A 22,806-nucleotide genomic window follows, 5' to 3' on the forward strand; every position below is an offset into this window, starting at 1 on the left:
ATGGGAGGTATCCCAAGCGCGTTAGCATCACCGATCACTGATCGAGCAGATCGACCCAGACCAGTCGATGACGGCTGGCAGTCTCGGCGTTGTCACGATCCGGTTGAGGTGGCCAATACGCACCTGCATCCTGTATCTGCCAATCGGCCGAGGGCAGGACATAATCGACCCGCATCTCGCCCACGCCCTTCCAGAGAACCGTCGCGGTGGAACCTTCCGCATTCGTGGGCTTAGGGTCCTGCAGCAAAGGGTGGGCAAGCAGGTCCCGGATGGCGTCCTTGCGACCTTCACCGCGATCCGGGTCGAGATTTGCATCCCCCGCTATTATGAACCGGCTTGATGGAGCAGGGCCAACCTCTTTTTCCATGAGCACTGACCAGAACCTTATCTCATCTCTGTTTCGCAGACCGTTGCGGTCCTCTGGCCCGTCAAACACCGGTGGGCTGGCATGGAAGGTCATCAGCTCAAGGCGACCCCCGGGCGCATCGATCGGAATGACCCAATGGGCCGTTGAAGAGAGCCGTTGAATGGCTTGCGCTTGGGGCGACGGAAATGGGGCATCCTTAGCGACGGGCAGCGTAGCACCCGGAAGATCCTGCCATAGCATCGTGGAGTAGACCTGCACCTGATCTTCCGCGATGGGATATCGCGATAGTACGGCCAAACCGCCTTGCCCTGTGAACCGGCCCCAGCCCTGAGCATCGCCCGGCCCGCCGGTTTTGCCGTCTCCGTCCAGATCTATTGGGGTTTCGAGCCCTGAATTGGGTTGTGCCGAAAAGCTGTGAGGATAAGTCAGACCCGCTTCGTCCAGCTTCGTCTGAAGGGCGGTCAGGGTCAACCCGTCCAGATCCCAGTCGATCCCCTGCAGTGCCACGATGTCGGGACGTGTCTCCGTCAGCACTTCGATCACCGCACTCACTTGTGGATCGCCCCGTCTGATATCCCGCAGCAAGAGCCCCGGCCCCTCGCGGCTGAGTTCGGTGTTATAAGTAGCGACTCGCAATATGTCTGCCTGCGCCGAAAGAGGCAGCAGCAGTACGATAAGGGCTCGGATCATGCGATCTGAGTGGCCTCGGAGGTTGAGTAGGCGCGGCGTTTTTCGACAATCAGTCCCGCGATGCGCAAGGTCGCCATGCCCCGCATGATCATGCTGGCAGGCAGGAAAGCCCAGGCGCACAATGTCCAGATCAGGGTTTGAGGATTGCTGAGGGCAATTGGAGCCGCAAAGGCAGCCATCAGTTTCACCACGGCTGGAATCAGGAATGGCAGCAGCACCCCGATGGCGATGTTCAAACGGCCATCCCGTTGCAGCCGGGTCACCACATCACCACCCTTAGTGGGGTCGAACAAGGGCAGATTGGTCCAGACATTGAAGGCTCCGTTGCCCATGGGCCAGCCCCGCAGCTTGACCGCGTAGGCAAAGCTACCAATCGTGGCCAACGCGGCGACATAAGCGATGCTTGCTGAGATGCGTACCAGTTCAATCAAAGGTTGGCTGGCGTTGTCAGGCAGCATCAGTACAACCAGACGCACGGGCGAATAAGGGAAATCTGCCACATTCGAAACCGCCAGCCCGGTCGCATAGAACAGGCTGGTCATATGCGTCGGCGCATAAACGTTTTTGCAGATCATCGTCAGGAAGATGACCATCGATACAAGCCCGACAAAACGCAGACGGTTCACCGGTGCGGCATCACGAAATTCGATAAAGCTGGGAAAGGCGGAGTTATATTCGGAGAACGTCAACAGGAACGCCAGGATGGCGAGAAAAACAACGATCTCTGTCCCATTAGACGTCGAAGCTGGCAGGTACAACGCGGGAGTGAGCACCATAAGCGCCACCAATATTCCACGTATCGCCGCTCCTGTTGTGCGTGCAATCAAAATCCGAACCCTTTTTTCCAAACCGGAGTGGCCGATTCTATGTCGACTTCACTTCCAACTTGTGCGGACCGTTCGTTTAGTGACGGTTACCTCAGTATCGCCAAGATTGACGATAAGCGGTATTTCGCTCAAGCCGGAGTGCAGAAAACACGCACTTTCGGGCAAAATGATGGCGCAACTGGTGCGGGATTGCATCATTTTCGACGCAAATTCGACGTGTATCTCAATATGATACCTAGATGTAGTGGTTTGCGGACTTTTAGCCCCAAGAATGCGAACGGGGCCGCGCTTGCGACCCCGTAAGGTTGAGTATCAACAGATTCGTCCCCAGAATCATACCCAAGGGCGGGACTGGCTTGCGTGATCCTCGAATTTGTCGATGTGATGGTCTTTTTCCATGGTCAGACCAATGTCATCCAGACCGTTCAGCAGGCAGTGTTTGCGGTGCGGGTCGATGTCGAATTCAATTTCAACACCATCCGATGTGGTGATCTTCTGATCTTCCAGATGCACAGTCATGCGGGCGTTTTCGCCTTTGTGTGCGTCGTCCATCAGAATCGCGTGGTGCTCTTCTTCGACCACGATCGGCAGGATGCCGTTCTTGAAGCAGTTGTTAAAAAAGATGTCGGCGAAGCTGGTCGAGATCACGACCTTGATGCCGAAATCCTTGATCGCCCAAGGCGCATGTTCGCGCGATGAGCCGCAGCCGAAATTGTCGCCAGCAACCAGAATCTCGGTCTGTCGATAGGCGGGTTTGTTCAGAACGAACTCTTCATTCTCCTGCCCGTCATCGTGATAGCGCATCTCGTCAAACAGAACGACGCCCAGACCGGACCGCTTGATGGTTTTCAGATGCACTTTGGGGATGATCATATCGGTGTCGATGTTGATCAGTGGCATTGGGGCGGCCACCCCGTGGACTTTTTCGAACTTTTCCATCTCTACACTCCTGCAGGAGAGGGCCGCGCCCTGTATCCTGCGTTTAAGCCTCTTTGGCTTTTGTTGTTTCGTCCTTGGGTGCGTTCTTGACGAAGAACGCCATGAAGACCAATCCAAACCCGTTGAACAGCATCTCGATGCCCAGCAGGATACCCAGCAAGCTCAGCAGGGCCGCGGGTTCCGCCGCCGCATAAGACCAGATGATACCGGCCAGAACGATCGACAAGATGCCCGAGATCAGCGTGGGCCAGAAAAACTGCGTTCCCTTCATCTGGAACGACAGGATGACCCGCGCGATGCCACCTGCCATGAACAGGATCAGCATCACGGTCGCCAGCGTCAGCGTGCCCTGCAGCGGGTGATCCAGGAAGGACCAGCCCAGAAACAGCATGACCGCACCCATGATGAGCGACAGGATCTTGTTGCCAGCGCCTTCAACGGTGAAGCCGCCGACCAGCTGCAATGCGCCTGCAATCAGCAGCAGCACACCGGTTACGACCGTTACAGCCACGGATGCCACCACCGGTGCGCCCAGCACAAAGACGCCAAACGCGATGGACAGCAGTCCAAGCAAAAGCCATTTGATCCAGTCACTCATGTCTTCAATCCCTCAAATATCTAGATATGAGGGCACCTTACATCAGTTCGCGGACGTCTGTCAGCCGTCCTGTGATTGCCGCTGCGGCAGCCATTGCCGGGCTCAGCAGATGGGTACGTCCACCTCGACCCTGACGACCTTCGAAGTTGCGGTTCGAAGTCGCAGCGCAGCGCTCGCCCGGTTGCAGCTGGTCGGGGTTCATCGCCAGACACATCGAGCATCCGGCCAGACGCCATTCGAATCCGGCCTCTTTGAAGATGTCCGCCAGACCTTCTTCTTCGGCCTGAGCACGCACCAGACCCGAACCGGGCACGACCATGGCGCGCATCCCGTCCTTGATCTTCTTACCTTTCAGGATCTCAGCCGCGGCGCGCAGGTCCTCGATGCGGCCGTTGGTGCATGAGCCGATGAAAACGGTATCGATTTCGACATCGCTCAGCTTCTGACCGGCTTCCAGACCCATGTACTCGATCGAACGGCGGGCCGCGTCGACTTTACCGCCTTCGAAATCTTCGGGGTGCGGTACGGATGCGGTGATCGGCAGTACATCCTCGGGGCTGGTGCCCCATGTGACGACCGGAGCAATGTCTTCGCCGCGCAGGGTGATGACCTTGTCAAAATGCGCACCTTCGTCGGTATAGAGGGTTTTCCACCAGTCCATCGCGGCTTCCCACTGGGCACCTTTCGGGGCATGAGGGCGACCTTTGACATATTCGAACGTGGTCTCGTCTGGTGCAATAAGACCCGCGCGTGCGCCACCTTCGATGGCCATATTGCAGACGGTCATGCGGCCTTCCATCGATAGATCGCGGATCGCTTCGCCGCTATATTCGATGACATAGCCGGTACCGCCCGCGGTGCCGGTTTCCCCGATCACGGCCAGAGTGATGTCCTTGGCGGTCACGCCCGGCTGCAGTTTGCCGGTGATCTCGACCTTCATGTTCTTGGATTTCTTTTGGATCAGGGTCTGCGTGGCCAGTACGTGTTCAACCTCGGACGTGCCGATACCATGCGCCAGCGCGCCGAATGCACCGTGAGTGGCGGTGTGGCTGTCGCCACAGACAACGGTCATGCCGGGCAGGGTCCAGCCTTGCTCGGGGCCGACGATGTGTACGATACCCTGACGAATATCATTCACTGGATAATAGTGGATGCCGAAATCCTTGGCGTTCTTATCCAAAGCTTCGACTTGAATACGCGATTCGGGGTTTTCGATCCCGTTCACCCGATCCGGCGTGGTTGGGACGTTGTGATCCGGCACAGCGATGGTTTTCTCTGGTGCGCGTACTGGTCGACCGGCCATGCGCAGACCTTCAAAGGCCTGCGGACTAGTGACTTCGTGCACCAAGTGGCGATCGATATAAAGCAGGCAGGTGCCATCATCGGCTTCATGCGCGACATGGGCATCCCAGATCTTGTCATAGAGTGTTTTGGGGGACATCGGTCCTCTCCCGTATGTAATGAGAAATAGCTGGCGAGTTGGCTCAGGCCGCCGATAGGCAGGCCAAGACCGTGCGGGCAGCCCCAAAGAACCGTTCACGCAGGCGCGCGCGGTCTTCCAGATTCTGTTCTTGGGCCACATTGAGTCTCATGCGCACCAGATATAACGGGGTTTGTCGTCAATCAAGGTTCAATCCGGCTGTGGGCTTGCATCGCGCATCAACGCTGTCCAAGCTGGGGACATGAATAAGGATTTGCTACCGGAAACGCTGTCCGAGCTTTATGCCAACATGACGGCGGCCTTTTCAGAACAGTTGGAAAACCTGATCGAGCTGATCGTAACGCCGGGCTGGCGGCAATACCAACTGGTTATCATCCTGTTCCTCTGGGGGCTGGCGTTTCTGCTGAAGCTGTTGACCCAGACCCGATGGGAGACTTGGGCCCGTGCCCGCACGGGTTGGCCGAAATGGCGTTTGCGTATTTTGATCCAGCTGATGCGCCGTCTTACTCTGGTCTATTTCGTGGTGCTCTCGTGGGGCCTGTATTGGATCATGCAGCAGGCAACATGGCCCTCGCGCAGCTATATCATTGGCGTTTTTGCGACACTGGCTGCAGCTTGGCTTGCGATTGCGCTGGTCTCGCGGCTGGTGCGCAATCGGACGTTGCAGCAGATATTCAAGTGGTCCATGTGGGTCTATGCAACGCTGATTGCGCTGAACCTGACGGATGACGTCGCAGGGTTTCTCGACGGCGTGGCGCTGTCTATCGGTGATCTGCACATCTCGGCTTTGGGGATCATCAAAGCGGTTCTGCTGATCGGCGTGCTGTTGACGCTTGCTCGGCTCGGAACTCGGGCAGCGGAGCGTGGCCTTAAGAGCAACGATGACATCACGCCGTCGATGCAGGTCCTGCTGGCCAAGGGCATTCAGGTGCTGCTGTATGGCGCGGTTTTCATGGCGGCGATCCGCACGTTGGGCTTCGATCTGACGGGGATAGCTCTGTTATCTGGCGCAATCGGTGTGGGGATCGGTTTCGGATTGCAAAAGGTGGTCTCGAACCTGATTTCGGGCATCATCATCCTGATGGACCGGTCGATCAAACCCGGTGACGTGATCTCGCTCGGCGACACGTTTGGTTGGATCAACGCGCTTGGCGCACGTTATGTTTCGGTGGTGACGCGGGACGGACGGGAGTACCTGATCCCGAATGAAGACCTGATCACCAATCAGGTTGTGAACTGGTCGCATTCCGACAAGTTCGTTCGGCTGGATCTTGAGTTTGGCACCAGCTATGGCGATGACCCGCACAAGGTGCGTGCCACGGCGATCCGGGCCGTGAAAACCGTCGGTCGGGTACTGAGCGGTGGGTCACATGAGCCTGTCTGCCACATCACCGGTTTTGGCGACAGCAGCGTGGACTATGTGCTGCGGTTCTGGATCAGCGATCCGACCAAGGGGCTGACCAATATCCGGGGCAATGTCTATCTTGCGCTGTGGGACGCATTTCAGGCCGAAGAGATCTCGCTGCCTTTCCCGCAGCGCGAAGTGCGCCTGCTGTCCGACGACGCCGAGGCGCAACAGCTCGCCAAAGAGTGAGCGGATGTCACGGACTGAAACAGCGCGTTTATTGAAATGTTGCAATCCCCTTGTTACCTTATTAGTACCCCAGCGCCGGGGATTTGGCGGCGCGTTGCAAAGGAGGACTATGTCCTGTCTCTACATACACAGGCGGGTTTGCCCGCCGAAGATGGGGCCAGCATGATGGCCCGCTCTCAGTCAATCAGCGATAAGCTGCTTGAACGTATCCTTTCCTCACTTTCCGATGACAAGGCCGAAGACGTCGTGCAGATCAACCTGCAAGGTAAGTCTTCTGTTGCGGATCACATGGTGATTGCCTCGGGTCGGTCGACCCGTCAGGTTTCGGCCATGGCGGAAAAGCTGATGGATCGTATCAAGCAGGAGTTCGGTTTCACCTCGAAGGTCGAAGGCAAGGATGCCGGCGACTGGGTGTTGATCGATACGGGCGACGTGATCGTCCATATCTTCCGCCCCGAAGTGCGTGAATTCTATCAGCTGGAAAAGATGTGGCTGCCTCAGGGCGGCAGCGCCTCGGCGAACTGAGGCGCCATCCCGGCCTGTATTGAAGGGCCGGAGGCGAGAGAGATATGCGTATCAGCATAGTTGCGGTTGGGCGATTGCGCGCCGGACCGGAGAAATCCCTGCTTGACGACTACCTGACCCGTTTTGACCGGACCGGCCGTGCGCTGGGCCTTGGTCCCGCACGGGTGATTGAGGTTGAAGACAAGAAAAACGCGGGCATGGGGGCCGAGGCCGCCCTGCTGCGCAAGGCACTACCCAAAGGCGCTGTGATCTGCACACTGGACGAACGCGGGCGGGTGATGTCGTCGCCGGATTTTGCGCAGAAGCTGGGCGGCTGGCGCGATGCCGGGCGGCAGGATCTGGCGCTGATCATCGGTGGAGCGGACGGAATAGATCCTAACCTGCGGGCTGAAGCAGATTTTTCCATCTCATTCGGATCGATGGTCTGGCCTCATATGCTGGTCCGTGTGATGCTGGCCGAGCAACTCTATCGGGCCGCAACCATCTTGTCGGGCGGTCCCTATCACCGGGTTTGACATGGCGCAGCTTCTGATCGTTTACCATTCGCGCACCGGCGGTGCCCGGCAAATGGCCGAAGCCGCAGCCGAAGCGGCACGGGACGAGGCGGAGGTCGTGCTGAAATTCGCCGATCAAGCCGGGCCCAACGACCTGCTGGCCGCTGATGGTTACATCTTTTGCGCACCCGAGAATCTGGCGGCGATTTCGGGCCTCATGAAAGAGTTCTTCGACCGTAGCTACTATCCTGTGCTGGGCAAGATCGAAGGCCGCCCCTATGCCCAGATGATCTGCGCCGGGTCCGACGGGGAAAACGCCGCCCGCCAGATCGCCCGTATTGCCACCGGCTGGCGGCTGAAAGAGGTGCAGCCACCGCTGATCCTCTGCACCCACGCGCAAACGTCTGAGGCCATTCTGGCCGAAAAGACCATTCCACAGGATCAACTGAAGCAATGCCGCGAAATCGGCGCGGCGCTGGGCGCGGGTCTGACGTTGGGCGTGTTTTAGTTAAGGGGAACCACAAAGGTATCTTTTGCCCAACCATCCACATTGGTGCGGGCCTGAACTTGTACCTGAGCAGTACCGACCGGGATAGCGACGCCACTCAATGACCGGGTAAAGGGCTGTTCGTTCTCATGCGGGTGATGCAGTACGCGCATCCCAAGCTCTGTCCCGTCCATATCCAGCACGCGCCAACCGTCGGCATAATCATCCCAGCCGGTTTCAGGATGTGAGACGGTGACGTCGAATCGCCACGTATCGCCGCTTTGCTTGGCGGTGACGTTTTCGATGACAGGATCATCGGCAAGGGCGGGGCTGGCCAGAAGGGCCGCAAGAATCACATATCGCATGGTGTGAATGTACGGAGTTGGTGCCGCAAATGGGATCACGTCTTTGTGTTAGCCGTCTGTTTCATCAGGATGGACCGGGATTGCGACGCAAACTCCCGCCGGTAGAGCACGCCAAAGGTGATTACCGCGCCGACCATCAGGGCCACGGGGCCGAGGATCCACGCCAATGACGCCAGTGCAAAATAAGTCGCCCGCAAAGCACGGTTAAAGCTGCGTGCAGCGGTGACGCAAATCTCGGCTGCTTGCGCTGCGCGTGGATATGCGGCGGAGTCTTCGGGCTCGTTGGGCACCGCGGCCATCAGAATCGCGCAATAGCCAAACAGGCGATGAGCCCAGACATATTTCAGGAAGGCGTTGGCGAGAAAAAGGATCACGATCAGTATCTTGATCTCCCACACAACGGCGGGCGCGCTGCCAATAGCCAAATCATTGGCGACACCGGCCAGACGCTCGGTATTGCCCAGCAGTGCCAGGCCGCCACCAATTGCGATCATCGTGGTCGATGCAAAAAACGTACTGCCCTGCCGCATCGCTGCCACGACCTGTGCGTCGAACATGCGAGGTTGCCGGGTGACCATTTCCCGCATCCAACCGCGACGAAAGTCATCCATCATCATTGCCACGGATTGTTTTTTGGGTGAGGGGTTTTCGATGCGCCAGCCGATGCCCAGCCAAGCACCAAGCAGCAGCGTGATGGCGATGTAGTCCAACGACGAAAACAGAGCGGCGCGATCAATCCAGGTCATGCTGCGACAGTAGGACCGCAGGTGCGAACTTGCCAGATGGATAAATTGGTAATATTATTTTACCAAATGGAGGTCAACCATGGAAATGCCCACGCCAAGCCCCGCGGTCCTCAGCCGCAAATCCCGAGTCGTCGCGCGATTGTCGCAGGTTCTGCCTGAAGATGCGATCATTCACGATCCTGCTGAGACCCGCGCCTATGAATGTGATGCGCTGACGGCTTACCGATGCCCACCGATGCTTGCCGTTCTGCCGTCGAACACGCAGGAGGTTTCGGACATTCTGCGCATTTGCCATGACGAGGGCGTGCCGGTGGTGCCGCGCGGGTCGGGTACCTCGCTGGCCGGAGGTGCTTTGCCCACAGCGGATTGCGTCATTCTGGGTGTGGCGCGGATGAATAATGTGCTGGAGGTCGACTATGACAACCGTTTCATCAGAGTTCAGTCGGGCCGCACCAATTTGAGCGTCACCGGCGCGGTCGAGGAAGAAGATTTCTTTTACGCGCCCGATCCGTCATCTCAATTGGCCTGCGCGATTGCGGGCAATATCGCGATGAACTCCGGTGGTGCGCATTGTCTGAAATACGGTGTGACCACGAATAACCTGATGGGCGTGACCATGGTGATGATGGACGGCACCGTGGTCGAAATCGGAGGCGCGTATCTGGACGCGGGTGGGCTGGACTTGCTGGGCGTTATCTGCGGCTCCGAAGGGCAGCTGGGCGTGGTGACTGAGGCCACGTTGCGCATTCTGCGCAAGCCAGAGGGCGCCCGGCCTGTGTTGATGGGGTTTGATGACAACGAGATCGCTGGTCAATGTGTCTCTGACATTATCAAATCGGGCATCCTACCAGTCGCGATCGAGTTCATGGACCGTTTGTGTATTCAGGCCTGTGAGAATTTCGCCAAGGCTGGATATCCCGATTGCGAAGCGTTGTTGATTGTCGAGGTTGAGGGCTCGGAGGCCGAGATCGACTATCAATTGTCGAAGATTGTTGAGATCGCCAAACGGCACAACCCGGTCGAATTGCGTGAGAGTCAGTCGGCGGAGGAAAGCGCCAAGATCTGGCTGGGTCGAAAATCGGCCTTTGGGGCGATGGGGCAGATGAACGATTATATGTGCCTTGATGGAACAATACCTGTTTCTGCACTGCCTGCCGTGTTGCGCCGGATCGGCGAGTTGAGCGTCGAATACGGCCTGCCCGTCGGCAATGTCTTTCATGCGGGGGATGGGAATATGCACCCTCTGATCCTGTTTGATGCCAACAAGCCTGGCGATCTTGAGAAATGCGAGGCTTTCGGGGCCGAGATCCTAAAGCTCTGCGTTGATGAGGGCGGCTGCCTGACCGGCGAGCATGGCGTGGGGATCGAAAAGCGCGATCTGATGCATCATCAATACGCATCCGCTGATCTTGAGGCGCAGATGGCGGTCAAGGATGTGTTCGATCCAGCGTGGTTGTTGAACCCGGCAAAGGTGTTCCCTCTGGACGCGTCTGAGGGGCGTCGGATGGCAGCAGAATAGCGGGCCAGATCTGTGCCTTACGTGGTGCAAGGCTACTGATTATTTTTGAACAGAAGAAGTGATATGGGACCAGAGACAGAAGCGGAACTGGCCGAGATGGTGGCGGGGCTGAATGGTCCCGTGCGGATTGCCGGTGGCGGAACGCGCGGGGTGACCGGGGCGGAACCTGTGCTGAGCACAGCAGGGTTGAGCGGTATTGCACTTTATGAGCCCGGAGCGTTGACCCTTGTGGTACAGGCGGGGACGCCATTGGCTGAGATTGAAGCGACGCTGGATGCGGAAGGGCAGCAACTGGCTTTTGAGCCGATGGATCATCGCGGGTTGCTGGGGATCGAAGGCACACCGACCATTGGTGGGGTTGTCGCGGCTAATATATCGGGCCCTCGGCGCATTCAGGCGGGGGCTTGTCGGGATTTTCTGTTGGGCGTGCGTTACGTCGATGGTCTTGGCCAAGTGGTTAAGAATGGTGGCCGGGTAATGAAAAACGTCACTGGCTATGATCTGGTCAAGCTGATGGGCGGGTCATGGGGCACTTTGGGTGTGTTGACAGAAGTCTCGCTGAAAGTGTTACCCAAACCGGAACAGGTCGCGACCTTAACGATTGCGGTACCAAATGTCGAAACGGCGGTGCAAGCGCTGTCGGCGGCGTTGAAATCTCCGTTTGAGGTCACCGGCGCGGCGTATGATCCAGGTGCACAAAAAGCCTTTGTTAGGGTCGAAGGTTTTGCAGATTCAGTTGCGTATCGGGTTGATAGACTGACATCGGTGTTAGGGCAGTTAGGTTCTGTGTCAGAAGAGGTTGACCCTGCGTCGATCTGGACGGCCATTCGCGATGTTCATGCGTTTAAGGGCAAGCAAGGGGACGTCTGGCGTTTGTCTGTCAAACCCGGCGATGCATCAGAGATCGTCGCTCGCGCCAAGGCCGACCAGTTGCTGCTTGACTGGGGCGGCGGGTTAATCTGGGTATGCGTCCCGGCTGGAACGAATCTCAGAACCCGGTTGGGTGCATTTGCTGGCCATGCGACTCTGGTGCGTGCGGATCATGAGACCTTCGCAAAACTTGGGAGATTTCAACCAGAGGATGCGGCTATTTCGGCTCTAACGCGAGGAATTCAGGCTAAATTTGACCCACGCGGTATCTTCAATCCGGGGCTAATGGGGTAGGCGATGCAGACGACCTTTAGTGAAAAGCAACTGCAGGACCCGGCGATCCAGCGCTCGAACGAGATTCTGCGGAGCTGTGTGCATTGCGGGTTTTGCACAGCGACTTGCCCCACCTATCAGGTACTGGGCGATGAGTTGGACAGCCCGCGCGGCCGTATCTATCTGATCAAGGACATGCTGGAGAATGAGCGTGTTCCGGATGAGAAAACGGTCAAACATATTGACCGGTGCCTCTCATGCCTGGCGTGCATGACGACCTGTCCTTCGGGCGTGCACTATATGCATCTAGTTGATCACGCACGGGAATATATCGAGGCAAATTACAAGCGGCCTCTGACAGATCGTATGCTGCGCTGGGTTCTGTCGCGGATATTGCCCTATCCGATGCGATTTCGCTGGGCGCTGATCGGGGCCAAGCTGGGTAGGCCGTTCAGGTTCCTGATGCCAGATGCCAGATTACGGGCGATGCTCGACATGGCGCCGAAACATATTCCCCCGGTCAGCCGCAATGACGATCCGCAGAGTTTCACACCCAAAGGCACGCCGATAAAGCGGGTTGCATTGATGACGGGCTGCGCACAGAAGGCACTCAATACGGAAATCAATGACGCCACGATCCGCCTGTTGACGCGTTTGGGATGTGAGGTGGTCGTGGCCGAAGGTGCAGGTTGCTGCGGTGCGTTGACCCATCACATGGGAAAGACTGCCGAAAGTCACCGTGCCGCCGCGGCCAATATTCGTGCCTGGGCGCGTGAGATGGATACGGATGGGCTGGACGCCATCGTCATAAACACATCCGGTTGTGGTACGACGGTGAAAGACTATGGTCATATGTTCCGCAACGATCCGTTGGCGCAGGATGCCGCGCGAGTCTCAGAGATTGCCATGGATATCAGCGAGCTGCTTGTGCAACTCGATCTGCCGGAAATGATGGGTCAGGATTTGGTTGTTGCTTATCACGCGGCATGCTCGCTCCAACATGGCCAGCAGATCAAATCGCATCCGAAAGATCTGTTAAAGCGGGCCGGATTTACCGTGTTAGAGCCTGTTGACAGCCATCTGTGTTGTGGCAGTGCCGGGACGTATAACCTGATGCAGCCCGAGATTTCAGCCAAGCTGAAGCAGCGCAAAGTGCGCACGCTTGAGGCAAAGAAACCGGATGTGATCGCGGCAGGAAATATCGGCTGCATGATGCAGATCGGTTCTGGCACCAAGACGCCCGTGGTGCATACGGTGGAGCTATTGGATTGGGCAACCGGAGGCCCACGTCCGCGCGCCATGTGCGCAGAATCGTCAGAGATTCCAATCCTGCGCTGATCCCATTGGAGCAACACGGCATTGTTGGGAGTCAAAGCCCTGTGGCGGTGCTGCCCTAATTTTGCCGCACCTCGCGCGTACGACTCGGGGCCGGACCCAATGACCGGAGACCCACGTGCGCAACTGGATCACGGCCTTTGCACTCAGCCTGCTCCCCATGGCCACGCAGGCACAGGATACCGGGCTGGAACGCCTTGAGACCTCGCATGCTGGACGCGCGTGGATGGCTGTGGGGCGTCTGGATATCGACGGAACCGGATTTTGCACCGGGGCGTTGATCTCGCCCACGTTGGTGCTGACGGCAGCGCATTGTCTGTTCGACAAGGTTACAAAGCAACCGATTGATCCGGCACGGATCGAGTTTCTGGCTGGCTGGCGGTTGGGTCACGCGTTGGCCTATCGGGCAGCACAGCGCACTGTCGTACATCCCCAGTACGAATATGATGGCGGGTCCTCGGCTACGCGGGTGCGTCACGATATTGCATTGATCGAGCTGCGGCAGCCGATCCGGAATACCGCTGTCATGCCGTTTGAAACGGGAGATCGCCCGTCAAACGGCGAGGACGTAGGTGTAGTATCTTATGCCCATGACCGGGCCGAGGCGCCGTCACTGCAAGAGGTCTGCTCGGTCATGGCGCGTCAGGCCGGTATTCTGGTGATGTCCTGCGATGTCGATTTTGGGTCTTCTGGGGCACCAATCTTCTCATTCGATGGTGAGCGTCCGCGCATTGTTTCTGTCGTGGCCGCCAAGGCCGAGATGCACGGCAAAAGCGTGGCGCTGGGCACAGCATTGGATCAGTCGCTTGAGCTGCTGCAAGCCGAGTTGTCGCAAGGGCGCGGCCTGAACGCATCACGGGTCAACGGTTCCAAGAATCTAGGAGCGAAATTTCTGAAACCATGACCCGATCCTTTCTTATTTTTTCATTGATCTTTTCCGTTCTTTTCACTTCCGCGAACGCTCAGAACAGTGGCAAGCGACGTCTGACTGATCGCGATGACCTGTACGGTTGGGAGGCCGTCGGTCGGCTCGATATCGGCAGCAGTGGCTTCTGCACCGGCACCCTGATTGCGAAGGACATGGTGTTGACGGCTGCGCATTGCGCATTGAACAAAGCAACCGGTAAACCTTATGCCCCCGGAGAGGTGACCTTTCGCGCGGGGTTAAGTGATGGTGAAGCTCTTGCAGAGCGCAAGGTTATCCAGATCGCCGCGCATCCAGATTTCATCGCCAACGCACCGGTTTCCGTGCCTAGAATCCGCGTTGATGTGGCTCTAATGCGCTTGGAAGAACCCATTCCTTATGCCATCGCCGATCCGTTCGCCTTGTTCAGTGGGAGAGTCACCGACAGCGAGATCAGCGTCGCCTCATACGGGCGCGGTCGGGCCGAGGCGATCACGCGTCAGCGATCGTGCCAGATTTTGCAGCGCGGGCAGGGGTTGATCAGTTTTGATTGCGACATCACATTCGGATCGTCCGGTTCCGCGATCCTGGCCAAGAACGGGCCACGCTGGCAGATTCTCTCGGTTGTATCTGCGGGTGCGTCTGACGGCCGTCGCAAGATCGGCTACGGCATGGAGCTTTCAGGCATCGTCTCGGAACTGAAGGCTATGATGCGCCGCGATGCGCCGCGTCCGACTGCGACAATCCGCAGGCTGCAGCCGGGGACTGACAAATCAAGTTCTGGCGCCAAGTTTATCAGCGCAGGCGGGTCTTGAACCGCGCCAATTCTCTTCCCATCTGAGCTGTATCGGGTCGCCTGAACAGGGGCCCGTGCAATCACCGCCCGTCCAAAACGGAGGGCACATTCGCAAATCGCTCAATGAAGAGGATATGACACATGCGTACATTTGATTTTGCACCGCTGCACCGCGCAACCATCGGTTTTGACCGCGTTGCAGATATGATGGACCGGGTTTTGACCAACGACGTGGCTCAGCCCAGCTATCCACCGTACAATATCGAGAAAACCGACGTCGACACCTACCGGATTTCTGTTGCTGTCGCCGGCTTCTCGGAAAACGATCTGTCGGTCGAAGTGAAAGAGAACTCGCTGGTCGTCTCTGGCAAGAAAGCCGCTGAAGACAAAGAGCGCAGCTATCTGCACCGTGGCATCGCCACCCGCGCATTCGAGCGCCGTTTCGCTCTGGCCGACCACGTGCGCGTCACCGGCGCGAGCCACGAAAACGGCATGCTGAACATCGACCTCAAGCGCGAGGTGCCTGAGGCCCTGAAACCGCGCAAGATTGAGATCTCTTCGGCCAAGGCCATCGAAAAGGACGTAGTTGACGCCAAGGCCGTGAACTGAGGCATTTGATCACCTTGCGGTAATCTCTTCCTCTCTGGATTATCGCAACACACGCCCCGCGTTCCTCCAGGCGCGGGGCGAAGTTGTATCCAACGTGACCCCGGACATGGCGGGCAGCACGTTCTCACTAAGATCTGGCAATAGTTTAGGTCGTCAGGCTAGTCTCTTCTGGAACACTTCAATGAACTGAATTTTGTTCACTGCCTTCAGAGGGAGACGAAATAGATGCGAATGAAATCCGTTTTTGCCGCTATAGTCTGTGCCGTTGTTGCATCGACCACACTGACCGCGACACCAACCCGTGCCAACGATACCGGAGCGCTTATCGCTGGGGTCGCGTTGGGTGTGCTGGGAGCGTCGATCGCCAAACACCATCACAAGCACGGATCAAAATACCAGAAGCACCCGCATATTTCGCCCGAGGAGAATGCGATCGGGCTTTGTATGCATCGGACCCACACCGCCATGAGCAATCAAGGCTACTATGCCGTCGATTTTGAGCGGACGCTTTCCTATACGACGAATTCTGATGGCATCGATCTGATTGATTTGGAGGTCGCGCGCTCGAAGGACAGCAATGATGCGCGGAGCCACATAAAAGCCCATTGCGCTATTCAAGATGATTCTGTGGTTAATTTCCGGTATTCGAACTACTGAGCTTGCCCATCGGCAGCTTCAACTTAAGAAAACCAAGCGCTTCTATTTTCCCTTCTGAAAACCAGCAGGCAATGTGTCTCGGCCTTGTCTCTGCGTCTATCTTTTTGGCGTCGAGTTTGTCACAGTCTTGGTGATTTGGAGACCCAAGGGGATGTAAATTGCCATAACATTCTCTATGTCATTGGATGATAAGAAGAATAGGGATAGCAGATGTCGAACCAGCAATTCGAAGCATTGATTCAAGAGACGCAACAGAAAGTCCGCGAAAGCCAATCGCAGATTGAAGGCTTGACCTCACGGATCGAAGCAGCTCGTGCCAAGATCGGAACCGCCGAGGCGGATATCGACATTGAAAATGCCACTTTGGAAGATGTGCACGCCCAAACCGAGGTGATGAACGCCAACATCGCCGAGCTGATCATGGGGCTCGACGACGTGACCAACGCGTTTTCCAAGGATTTCGACGAAATGCGTTCGAAAACCGGGTGGGAGTCGTTCGTCGGCATCTTCGCCAAGGCCAAATCCGAGTCCATGCGGCAGGAACGCATGCGCACCGCCAATATTGATGACAAGCTGCAGGACCTGATCGCCAAGTCCGATGTGATCGTAAAGTTGCTGGAAGGGCAGTTGTCGGTACTGGAGGAACAGCGCGTCAAGGTCGAAGACAACCTAACTGTCACGCTGGATGACCGTGAGGCGACGGTGGCCGAGTTGGAAGCACTGCGCGCCGAGATTCAGGGTATGGACCCGACAATCATCACGCTGGAAAACAAAATCAGCGTCGAACAGGACGCCGCTGCGCGGACCCAGCTGGAAACTGAACTGGCCGAGTTGAACAAGCAGTACAACGCCAAGGTTCAGGAAGAGCAGGTCAAGCTGGCCAAGTCTCAGACGCTGGAGCGCTATATCGAAAAGGGCAAAACCTGGGTCGATTCACTCCAAAATCAGGCGGCGACGCAGATGGTGCTGATCAACAAGCTGCAGACAGACACGCAACAACGCGTGGTGCTGTATGACGCCCTGACCAAATCGCTGAAAACTGCACAGCAGCAGGACGTGGCCCACCGCATCAACGAGATCGGTGTGCAAACCGACCAAGAGGCGCAAACCGCCATGGCCGCTATCGGCACCGCGACCAACCAGAAAATGGCCGACATGCTCGAGGCGCATGAGGACCACATGGTCTTTGCCCGCGACGTGCTGGAGAAAAAGGCCAAGGCGGATGAACGCTTTGCCCGCCGGTTCGCCTCGATTGTCGAGAAGCATGATAAGAATTTGTATGGCGGGTGAGGCGCTTCAGTGACGTTCCGTTCCAAAGGCAAGCCAAAGGGTATACGCGACAGGTTCAGAATAGGGATTCTCTTTGTTGTCTTTGGCGGGTTCCTAACTTTGCTTCTTCTGACAGCTAATTTAATGCCAGACCATTTGGTGACTAAACTTGTGCTGATAGCGGGTGTTCTTTTGGTGACATTCTGCCTCTGCGTTCTGTTCGCCAACGGTCTCATCAAGCTTGAACAGCTTGATGAGAAGTTGTTCGGTCGCCGACAAAGAAAAGAGCGCGTGGATAATGACTGACCCCACCCAAGACCATGTCGGTCTGACCGACACCTTTGCCTCGCGCCGCTATTTCCGCAAATTCGAGGTGATCACCGTCCACCTCCTGCGCGTGGCCGCGACGATGGAGGCCGAAGGCGCGATCTCGAAACAAGAGGTGCGAATCGTATCGCGCTACCTCTCAGGGCTGCTCTACACCTTCCGAGCGCTCAGCATGAAGTACCTGCTGGTCGGGCGCGATACCGGGCGGTTCTTTGGCAGCCTCGCCATGGACAAGCGCGACAGCGGGTTTCCGGTGGCGGCCGAGCTGCTGACGATGGCCAATGATGCGCAACAGGCGCAGGTGCATCTGGCGAATATGCCCTCGGAAGACGACCTGAAAACCGACATGGTGCGGACGATCATTGGCGATCAGGAAATCCCGACCAAACTGCAATTCGCGCTGTCCCAAAGGCTCTATTACGAGGAATTGCTGAAAGGTCAGCTGTTCTGGGCCCGCAACGATCCCGAATGCCACTGGATCGGGAATGAGGGCGAACGGCGCAAGTTCATGATCCATTGGGCGGTCTATGACAGTCAGATCAACCTGCCGGTCATCTATCTGATGCAGCTGGAGGATAGCGGCAAAACCGCCCTTCCCAAAGACCAACGCCGCTGGCCCGAAGTGCAGGCGCATCTGATGGCGCAGTCTCTGGGCGGGTTGAAACTGGTGACCATAGCCAAAGGGTTCGATCAGGATTTCGACGACCTGCACCCCAAACACATGCGCCGCATCCATGTGGGGCCGATGTATTCCTCGGCCTATACCGAGCAATCCGGCCCTCTGCGGCAAGTGCTGGAGGACGCGCAGTCTCCGCAAGGTCAGGACTGGGCACTGGCCTGGACCACTGAAGAACTGGAAAGCGAAGAGGTGATTGAAGAACGCGCCGGGTGGTTCTCGACCGTCGAGCGCGAAGTCTTTGCGCTGGACCCGTTCGGCGGGCAGGGGGCCGAGACCGGGGCCACGCGCACCCAACGCTCGATCATCCTGCCCCAGCGACCGTTTCAGGTGCTGGCCGAACGCAACCCGCCGGGTTTTGTCGACGTACGCAAGTTCGTCGTCAGCAAGGCCGGGCAGGTCTTGAGATATTGAAGACAGTGAAAGCGATTTTGAAATGAGTTTGACGTCAGATCAAATGGAATTGCGCGAAGACGATATTCGCAAGCATTATCCCGCAGCGACCGCCTTGCTGAACGGTTTCGAGCACGCTCCGCGGATTGCAAAGGCAGTTGAGACCGCTGTTGAACGGTCTCCGGGCGTGACCACGGGTCGAAGGTTTCGGTCGACAACGCCGGGGCTGGTAACACGGAGCACCGTGCGGAAGGACGGAGTGCATCTGGTCGAACGGATCGAAGCCTCGGATGATGGCGATACACTGGTGTCTCCGCCGCAGGCGACCACGCAACAGGCCATCCGTCGTGCTATTGCCATCGCACTGGCCGTAGCCGAGGCGTACGCCGAGCAGACCCCCCTGGCTGACCTGAAACGTGCGAACCTAGCGGGCGATTTGCCAGCCGCCCGAAAGACAGAGTTCTCAGAATTGCTGACGGCTGAGGCGCTGATCACTTTACACACCTTCGGCAACGCATTGGCCTATCTGATATCCTCGCATCTTGGCGAAACCACTGTTGATCTTGGCGAAATCGAAGAGGTCTTGACTGACAACGGCCAACTCGCCCTGCACGGCGCGCTTTGGGAGCTGGACCAAGTCCTCGCCAAATACGCGCCCGACGACGCGCACCTGATCGCTGCCACCAGCGCTTATGCCGAACAGCTGATGGAAAAAGCCGCCTTGCGCGCCCAATCCGCAGGCCATCTGGCCCCGTTCCAGAACGCCGCCTGGCATATCGAGGCGGATGATCTGACGATCCGGGGGTTCGAACCGGCCTCCAAAGCCAAATCCACCACTCTGACCATGACGTTCAAGAAGCCGAACGAGGTGGTCGGCAACCACATCGCCAAGTATCAGGCGATGAAGCTGGCCAAGATGGTCATGGCCTATGACTTCGACCGCCGACTGAACCCGTTTGCTGAACTGGGTGGGTTCATCTTTACCTTCATGGGCGATGGCAAACCGGGCACCGGCAAGACCACGCTGATCCAGATGATGGCCGGGCTGATCAATGACTATTGCCAGAACGCGGGCTACCCGTTCCGCTACCAGAACCTGAGCACCGACAATATCGACAGCTATCAGGGCAAATCCGGCCAGAACGCCAAGGCGTTTATCAACACGATCATCGACCCCTCGGTCATCGGCTTCGGCACCATCGACGATATCGACCAGCTTGCAGGCAAACGCGGCGACCGGCAGTCGTCAGCCGGGCAGCTGGAAATCACCGCTGTACTGATGGAGAGCTTTGCGGGCGCCAACACCGTTGTGCGCGGCAATTGCACCTTTGGCATGTTCTCGAACTACCCCGAGAATGTGGATGACGCCCTGCGCCAACGGGCGGGTGCGCGGTTTCTGGTGGACGGCCCGCAGACGCGCGAGGATTACATCGACATCCTGCACCTGCTGATGGGCCGCAACCACGACATCCCGCTGGGCGAACACGAGGCTTATGCCGCGCAGGAAATCAAAAAGGCCGTCGCCGCCAGTTTCGAAAGCCATTCCCACCCGCATGAGGACGCTTTACTGCAAGTCTATGACCGGGTGTCCGGCGAGATCGGCCAGTTGGACACGATCGCCAAGCTGGGCACCTATCTCAAGGCGATCCAAGCCGCGGATGAACGTTTCACCGGCCGCGCGATCAAGAACATCACCGATGCGGTCAAGGTTCGCGCGATGGATTTCGAACTGCCCGACGAATGGATGGAAAACCCCGACCTGTTCCTGTCCCGCGACTATGACACCAAGAAGGCCATGATCGAGGACCTGCGCCAGCCGATCACGGTCGAGATGGTGATGCAAGAGATCAACCGCTACGCCGACAGCGAATTCCGCTATGCCGACAAGAGCGACGAGGTCGCCATCGAGAACGCCGTCCGTGAGATGGGCAGGATGGAAGAAGCCAAGCGGCGTTATCTGGAGGTAAGAGCGGATGACTAACCGCATAGCTCATCCTGTAACTTGGGGTGTCGTTGCTACTTTGGGAATCGTTTCCTTCGGCCTTTGGGTGGGGTCTCTTGAAAGCTGTGGTGTTATGGGAGGTTGTAAAACGAAGTTTGACGCTTTTCTGACTGGCAGCCCCAATGAAATTGGAGATACGTTAGCGGGCTTCGCAGGTGCTCTTGCTTTTATTTGGATCATCGTGACCGTCTGGCTCCAGAGCCAAGAGTTAGCTGAGCAGCGCGAAGAGTTACGTTTGACGCGACTTGAGATGAAAGAGCAACGCGAAGCAACGCAAGATATGGCACGCTCTATGTCGGCGCAGGCAAAAATCTTTGAGGATGAAGCTCGACAGCGAGATGAGACTCGGGCAAGGGAGCTATTTGAGGAGTTGATCAAAGAAATTTGTAAGTATCTATCGGAAAATGATAGCCCGGAGTGGAAGTATCTTCGCGAAAGACAGGACGGCACTAGAACGGCAGGTCGGCAGTCGTTCAATTTTTTCTTCGGCAAAGGATTGAAGCCCGAAAGAAAATTCGAGTTATGGACCGCTCACTGCATCGAAACTGTGGAAGGCATTATCTCTGACTATAACAAGCAGAGAATCGAAGTTTTTCCGTGTCACACAGGGTACGTTGCTGGTCTGCTTCGAATTCTCGGTAGGATGTTAAATGTTAGGGAGCGTCTTTCGGAAGCTCAACAAGTCAGGTTTGATGCGTTGTCGGTAGAGGACGTATTTGAAGCGCTGAACTCAATATTATATGAGCACTATTGGGGCGCAAAGGAATGATCCGCCTCATCGAAAAAGGCCTGTTGTTCGGCAACCTCGTCCACATCTCCAGCCCGGCTCTGGTCGAGCGGTATAACCGCGCGTTGCAGCATCTGGCGGGCAAGACCACGGCGCTGACGGATTTCCATGTCGATATCTCGGGCTACTCGCCGGAGGTGGGGATTGAGCTGGAGGACGAGCTTTACCTCAACCCCAACGGGGTCAACCGGCAGTTCATCCTGCTGACGACCGAGCAGAAACGCGCGCCTTTGCTGAACGTCAAATTCTCGACCTCGCGCGATATCCTGCGCGAATTCATAGAAATGAACGAGGCGCAGCTGTTTGCTCTGACCGCGACCGATGCGGTGGCCGGAGAACTGGTGAACTCGGTCATCGAACTCACCACGCCGGGCGATTTGCTCAATATCAAAAAGATCGAGATTGAGGCCGACACTGCAGGCGGCACCCTGCGCAAGGCTGAGCAACTGGCGGGCATGGTCGAACAGTTTAAAACCGAAGAGGACGCCTGGTTCGATGATGTGCTGATCGCCAAGATGATCGAAACGGCCAAGGAAACCGGCGATGTCACTCGCAACCCCGTCCGCCTGCGCCACATCGTGTTCGAGCAGCGGAATTTCTGGACTGCGCATTTCGGCGGGCTCTATCTGTTTCCTGATCTCGATCACCCGGCGGCGATTTGCATGGGCGAAACGCCGGACGATCTGCCTTTGAAGCATGTGTTTCAAAAGACGCAGCACAATCAGATCGCCAAGTTCCTTGGATTGAATAAACTGGTGGAAACGATCATCGAGGCGCGGGGCGTAAACTCGGCAGCGATCCTTCGGCAAAAGATGGATTTTCTGACCATTTCCGCCGCTGCGGATGCGGATGTCGATTTGACCGGGTTGGATCGCAGCGATATGCGCCGTCTGGCGCGAAACCACGCGGATCGCCTGCCCGAGGCGTATCACGGGCTTGCTCAACTTCTGCGCTGGGCAACCGATGGGGGGCCATGGCCGCGCATCGCCTCGGATCATCCAGCCTATTTCTACACGCTGCGCGCAACCGATACACCGCATCGCGATCTGGTCAACATGCTCCTTTCCGAACTGGCCCCGCTGGATCCTCGGCAGCTGTTCATTTGCCACAAAGAGCTGTTCTACAACACCTACAAATCCTGGCCCGAGAGCAAGAAAGCCTATGTTGCCGACTTCCTCGCGCGCGAGTATCAGGTGGACAAATCAGGCGCCCGCGCCGCACTGTTCGGGCATGAGCCGGACATGAGCGGCAATGATCGTGCCAGTGATGCAGTCATTGCTCGGGTTGGTCCTTGGGGCGCGATAAGGAAGGGTTGA

General features: G+C 57.2%; 25 protein-coding genes. 17 read left to right on the plus strand and 8 right to left on the minus strand.

What is annotated here, in order from left to right:
• Nucleotides 1-34 precede the first annotated feature (34 nt).
• From ACR0NF_RS06700 to ACR0NF_RS06725, 6 genes are all read right to left on the minus strand, one after another.
• Nucleotides 35-1,057, minus strand: a complete 1,023-nt coding sequence (locus ACR0NF_RS06700) for an endonuclease/exonuclease/phosphatase family protein (protein WP_480777975.1) — start codon at nucleotides 1,055-1,057, stop codon at nucleotides 35-37.
• Nucleotides 1,054-1,884, minus strand: coding sequence for a hypothetical protein (locus ACR0NF_RS06705; protein WP_480471162.1), 831 nt, complete (start codon nucleotides 1,882-1,884; stop codon nucleotides 1,054-1,056). Before ACR0NF_RS06705 ends, ACR0NF_RS06700 begins: the two co-directional genes overlap by 4 nt.
• Before the next feature lie 333 nt (nucleotides 1,885-2,217).
• The gene (leuD, locus tag ACR0NF_RS06710) at nucleotides 2,218-2,823 is read right to left on the minus strand and encodes a 3-isopropylmalate dehydratase small subunit (protein ID WP_480485038.1); all 606 of its coding nucleotides are present in this window, start codon (nucleotides 2,821-2,823) and stop codon (nucleotides 2,218-2,220) included.
• Nucleotides 2,824-2,866: 43 nt separating this feature from the next.
• Nucleotides 2,867-3,421, minus strand: a complete 555-nt coding sequence (locus ACR0NF_RS06715; RefSeq protein WP_480471160.1) for an HdeD family acid-resistance protein — start codon at nucleotides 3,419-3,421, stop codon at nucleotides 2,867-2,869.
• Between the two features lie 37 nt (nucleotides 3,422-3,458).
• Complete coding sequence (gene leuC, locus ACR0NF_RS06720) at nucleotides 3,459-4,862, minus strand: 3-isopropylmalate dehydratase large subunit (protein ID WP_480471159.1); 1,404 nt, start codon at nucleotides 4,860-4,862, stop codon at nucleotides 3,459-3,461.
• A gap of 43 nt (nucleotides 4,863-4,905) precedes the next feature.
• A complete protein-coding gene (locus tag ACR0NF_RS06725) occupies nucleotides 4,906-5,001 on the minus strand; it encodes an isopropylmalate isomerase (RefSeq protein WP_480471158.1) in 96 nt (31 codons plus the stop codon).
• Nucleotides 5,002-5,103: 102 nt separating this feature from the next.
• Between ACR0NF_RS06725 and ACR0NF_RS06730 the strand changes: the two genes are divergently transcribed.
• The 4 genes from ACR0NF_RS06730 (at nucleotide 5,104) to ACR0NF_RS06745 (ending at nucleotide 7,983) form a co-directional block, all read left to right on the plus strand.
• The gene (locus ACR0NF_RS06730) at nucleotides 5,104-6,456 is read left to right on the plus strand and encodes a mechanosensitive ion channel family protein (protein WP_480777976.1); all 1,353 of its coding nucleotides are present in this window, start codon (nucleotides 5,104-5,106) and stop codon (nucleotides 6,454-6,456) included.
• Between the two features lie 162 nt (nucleotides 6,457-6,618).
• Complete coding sequence (gene rsfS / locus ACR0NF_RS06735; RefSeq protein ID WP_480471156.1) at nucleotides 6,619-6,981, plus strand: ribosome silencing factor; 363 nt, start codon at nucleotides 6,619-6,621, stop codon at nucleotides 6,979-6,981.
• A gap of 44 nt (nucleotides 6,982-7,025) precedes the next feature.
• Nucleotides 7,026-7,496 carry a 23S rRNA (pseudouridine(1915)-N(3))-methyltransferase RlmH gene (rlmH, locus tag ACR0NF_RS06740; RefSeq protein ID WP_480471155.1) on the plus strand — a complete coding sequence of 157 codons (471 nt, stop codon included), beginning with the start codon at nucleotides 7,026-7,028 and terminating at the stop codon, nucleotides 7,494-7,496.
• 1 nt (nucleotide 7,497) lies between these two features.
• Complete coding sequence (locus tag ACR0NF_RS06745) at nucleotides 7,498-7,983, plus strand: flavodoxin family protein (RefSeq protein ID WP_480777977.1); 486 nt, start codon at nucleotides 7,498-7,500, stop codon at nucleotides 7,981-7,983.
• On the opposite strand, the gene ACR0NF_RS06750 is transcribed toward ACR0NF_RS06745, so the two are convergent.
• Together ACR0NF_RS06750 and ACR0NF_RS06755 are read right to left on the minus strand one after the other, a co-directional pair.
• Entirely contained in the window at nucleotides 7,980-8,327 is a 348-nt protein-coding gene (locus ACR0NF_RS06750; protein ID WP_480660044.1) for a hypothetical protein, read from the minus strand. The genes ACR0NF_RS06745 and ACR0NF_RS06750 overlap by 4 nt on opposite strands.
• A gap of 35 nt (nucleotides 8,328-8,362) precedes the next feature.
• Nucleotides 8,363-9,073: a DUF599 domain-containing protein gene (locus ACR0NF_RS06755; protein ID WP_480777978.1), complete on the minus strand. Its 711-nt coding sequence runs from the start codon at nucleotides 9,071-9,073 to the stop codon at nucleotides 8,363-8,365.
• Between the two features lie 79 nt (nucleotides 9,074-9,152).
• On the opposite strand from ACR0NF_RS06755, the gene ACR0NF_RS06760 reads away from it, so the two are divergent.
• The 13 genes from ACR0NF_RS06760 to ACR0NF_RS06820 all read left to right on the plus strand — a co-directional run bounded on the left by ACR0NF_RS06760 (nucleotide 9,153) and on the right by ACR0NF_RS06820 (nucleotide 22,806).
• Nucleotides 9,153-10,592: an FAD-linked oxidase C-terminal domain-containing protein gene (locus tag ACR0NF_RS06760; RefSeq protein ID WP_480777979.1), complete on the plus strand. Its 1,440-nt coding sequence runs from the start codon at nucleotides 9,153-9,155 to the stop codon at nucleotides 10,590-10,592.
• Nucleotides 10,593-10,655: 63 nt separating this feature from the next.
• On the plus strand, nucleotides 10,656-11,756 hold the full coding sequence (locus tag ACR0NF_RS06765) for an FAD-binding protein (protein ID WP_480667173.1): 1,101 nt from the start codon (nucleotides 10,656-10,658) through the stop codon (nucleotides 11,754-11,756).
• 3 nt (nucleotides 11,757-11,759) lie between these two features.
• A complete protein-coding gene (gene glcF / locus ACR0NF_RS06770) occupies nucleotides 11,760-13,073 on the plus strand; it encodes a glycolate oxidase subunit GlcF (RefSeq protein ID WP_480777980.1) in 1,314 nt (437 codons plus the stop codon).
• Between the two features lie 115 nt (nucleotides 13,074-13,188).
• Nucleotides 13,189-13,974, plus strand: a complete 786-nt coding sequence (locus tag ACR0NF_RS06775) for a trypsin-like serine peptidase (protein ID WP_480667175.1) — start codon at nucleotides 13,189-13,191, stop codon at nucleotides 13,972-13,974.
• Between the two features lie 23 nt (nucleotides 13,975-13,997).
• Nucleotides 13,998-14,789 (plus strand): trypsin-like serine peptidase, encoded by a 792-nt coding sequence (locus ACR0NF_RS06780; RefSeq protein ID WP_480667176.1) that lies wholly within the window; start codon nucleotides 13,998-14,000, stop codon nucleotides 14,787-14,789.
• Between the two features lie 122 nt (nucleotides 14,790-14,911).
• Nucleotides 14,912-15,379: an Hsp20 family protein gene (locus ACR0NF_RS06785; RefSeq protein ID WP_480471146.1), complete on the plus strand. Its 468-nt coding sequence runs from the start codon at nucleotides 14,912-14,914 to the stop codon at nucleotides 15,377-15,379.
• 225 nt (nucleotides 15,380-15,604) lie between these two features.
• Nucleotides 15,605-16,036, plus strand: a complete 432-nt coding sequence (locus tag ACR0NF_RS06790) for a hypothetical protein (protein WP_480471145.1) — start codon at nucleotides 15,605-15,607, stop codon at nucleotides 16,034-16,036.
• A 210-nt stretch (nucleotides 16,037-16,246) separates the two neighbouring features.
• Complete coding sequence (locus ACR0NF_RS06795) at nucleotides 16,247-17,326, plus strand: hypothetical protein (protein WP_480777981.1); 1,080 nt, start codon at nucleotides 16,247-16,249, stop codon at nucleotides 17,324-17,326.
• Nucleotides 17,327-17,335: 9 nt separating this feature from the next.
• Nucleotides 17,336-17,611, plus strand: coding sequence for a hypothetical protein (locus ACR0NF_RS06800; protein WP_480471144.1), 276 nt, complete (start codon nucleotides 17,336-17,338; stop codon nucleotides 17,609-17,611).
• Entirely contained in the window at nucleotides 17,604-18,722 is a 1,119-nt protein-coding gene (locus tag ACR0NF_RS06805) for a hypothetical protein (RefSeq protein ID WP_480471143.1), read from the plus strand. Before ACR0NF_RS06800 ends, ACR0NF_RS06805 begins: the two co-directional genes overlap by 8 nt.
• Before the next feature lie 22 nt (nucleotides 18,723-18,744).
• Entirely contained in the window at nucleotides 18,745-20,682 is a 1,938-nt protein-coding gene (locus tag ACR0NF_RS06810; RefSeq protein ID WP_480777982.1) for an AAA family ATPase, read from the plus strand.
• Complete coding sequence (locus ACR0NF_RS06815; protein WP_480777983.1) at nucleotides 20,675-21,472, plus strand: hypothetical protein; 798 nt, start codon at nucleotides 20,675-20,677, stop codon at nucleotides 21,470-21,472. Before ACR0NF_RS06810 ends, ACR0NF_RS06815 begins: the two co-directional genes overlap by 8 nt.
• Nucleotides 21,469-22,806: a DUF6638 family protein gene (locus tag ACR0NF_RS06820; protein WP_480777984.1), complete on the plus strand. Its 1,338-nt coding sequence runs from the start codon at nucleotides 21,469-21,471 to the stop codon at nucleotides 22,804-22,806. The genes ACR0NF_RS06815 and ACR0NF_RS06820 overlap by 4 nt, the downstream gene beginning before the upstream one ends.

It is taken from the genome of Ruegeria sp. CF4 (genome assembly GCF_056537345.1).